Annotated in this window: 2 protein-coding genes; both read right to left on the reverse strand. The window is 55.8% G+C overall.

Annotation, left to right across the window (positions count from 1 at the left end):
- Positions 1–1167 (reverse strand): AMP-binding protein (locus tag ACTG3Z_RS17495; RefSeq protein ID WP_439144280.1); only part of this gene is annotated, 1167 nt, incomplete at its 3' end.
- A 61-nt stretch (positions 1168–1228) separates the two neighbouring features.
- Positions 1229–1928: hypothetical protein (locus tag ACTG3Z_RS17500; protein WP_439144281.1), on the reverse strand; the 700-nt coding region annotated here is incomplete at its 5' end.

Below are 1928 nucleotides of genomic sequence, written 5' to 3' on the forward strand. Positions count from 1 at the left end.
GGGCACAGGAACCAGGGTGTCTTGGTCCAATAACTGTAGCTTGGTATTCATCACGGGGATACCGACGCATCCCGCTTTTGGGGCATCCACGGGGTTATGGGTCACAGGCCCCATGGTTTCTGTCATGCCGTAGACTTCGACGAATTTAAGCCCTGTCAGATCGTCAAGACGTTTGGCCACAGCCTCTGGCATGGCGCTGCCACCCCCAGAGATCAGGCGCAGGCTTGCAAGGTCATCCTTCGCAAGGCCCTCTGTATTGAGTAGATCACTCACCGCCGTCGGGACCGTCGTCCATGTCGTGACGCGGCTCTGGGCAATGATGGAGGCGGCCGCAGTTCGGTCCCAACGGGCCATAATAGCGATTGTAGCCCCCGTGGCGATCGAGACATTCATCACACCTTGCATGCCTACAATATGAAACATTGGTGCCGCGCCCAAGTGCACTTCGTTACCCGTATACCCAAACCATTCCTGAATACATTGAACCGCGTGAAGGGCCGTTTGATGGGTGTGTTTGCAGCCCTTACCCCGCCCTGTAGAACCGGATGTGTAGGGCAGAGTACAGCAGTCCTCGGGCAAAAGTTTGACTGGGGAAAAGGTTACATCCGCTCTCATCATATCCGACCAGTCCACAACACCGTCCGGATACAGTGTGGGCCCCGACAAGATACTATCAGGGACGTTAACAGGGCGACCAACGGGAAGTTCAGATCCGTAATGGGCCGCAACGACGTGATCTAGCACGTCAATTTCTAAAAGCGCGGCCGCGTTGGCGACAATATCTTGCGCCGTCAGAACCTTGCGAAGTCCGGCGTCTTGGCAAAGATATGTCAGCTCGTCTTTCTTATGCATCGGATTGAGCGGAACGACGATGCCACCGGCCCGAATGATCCCGTAAAACGCCGTTACAAACTGCGGGGAGTTCTGCATGTAAATCCCGACGCGGTCTCCTTTTTGGACGTCGCAAATCGTTTGCAAATAGGCCGCCACGCGCGTCACCTCGTCGTCTAGCTCTGCGTAGGATTTCGTTGCGCCATAAAAGATTAGCGCCGTCTTTTCTGGGGTCGCTTTCGCGACCTCGCGCAAGTTGTCGTCAAGTGTGTGCGACGCGACGGGCAGGGATTTACGCACCCCCGCTGGCCAGTGATTGTATTCGTTTTTGGTCATTTTCCCGCCCTTGCATCTTGCAGGCTGGCCTGGACTTAGAGCCAAGCTGACGCACGATTGCCTAACTAATCACACGTGATTGCGTTTCACGGCTGGTCATCATGCCGATGAAACCGTTGAACGTTGGCGTAAGGATCGCCGCACCTGCAGCCAGCACATAACCGTGTCCGCGATCGGTGTAGAATTGCGGGATCACATCCAGTAGATACCACAACCCATGCCCCCAAACGATCAGCGCCGGAGCAAAGGCAAAGTTCACAGCGAACACCATAATTTCGTGCCACATGTGCTCGCGCCTGCGGCTTTGGTAGAATAGCGCAAGCACAGCAAAGCCCGCCAAAGACACGCCAGAGACGATATAAAATCCACCGCCCGACGTGACGGCCATGCTTGGTTCACCCAATTGCAGGCCCCACACAATCTGCTGAGCACCTGCAGCGATGGCGCTGACGTAAAACACATTGCGCACAAGGCGCGATGTTTCATCTCGCATCATCAGATACATGCCCGACAGGATCGCAGCCACGACCAGCAAACCAAAGATCGCGGTTTGCAGACCTGCCCCTTCATAAAGGGCGGCTTCGGCAGTCAGCGTCGTGGACGGTGCGACGACTTGTGCAATTGTCCAACTGCTGAGGCCCGCAGAGCCGATATAACTGGCCAAAACAGTCAGTACCGCTGCAGCTGTAACAAGACCCAGAAACACCTTCAGGCCCATTGGATGAGGTGCGACCTGAACAGGTTTTGGGCGCACAGGGGCC

The organism is Planktotalea sp. (genome assembly GCF_965659345.1).
Classification (GTDB): Bacteria; Pseudomonadota; Alphaproteobacteria; order Rhodobacterales; family Rhodobacteraceae; genus Planktotalea.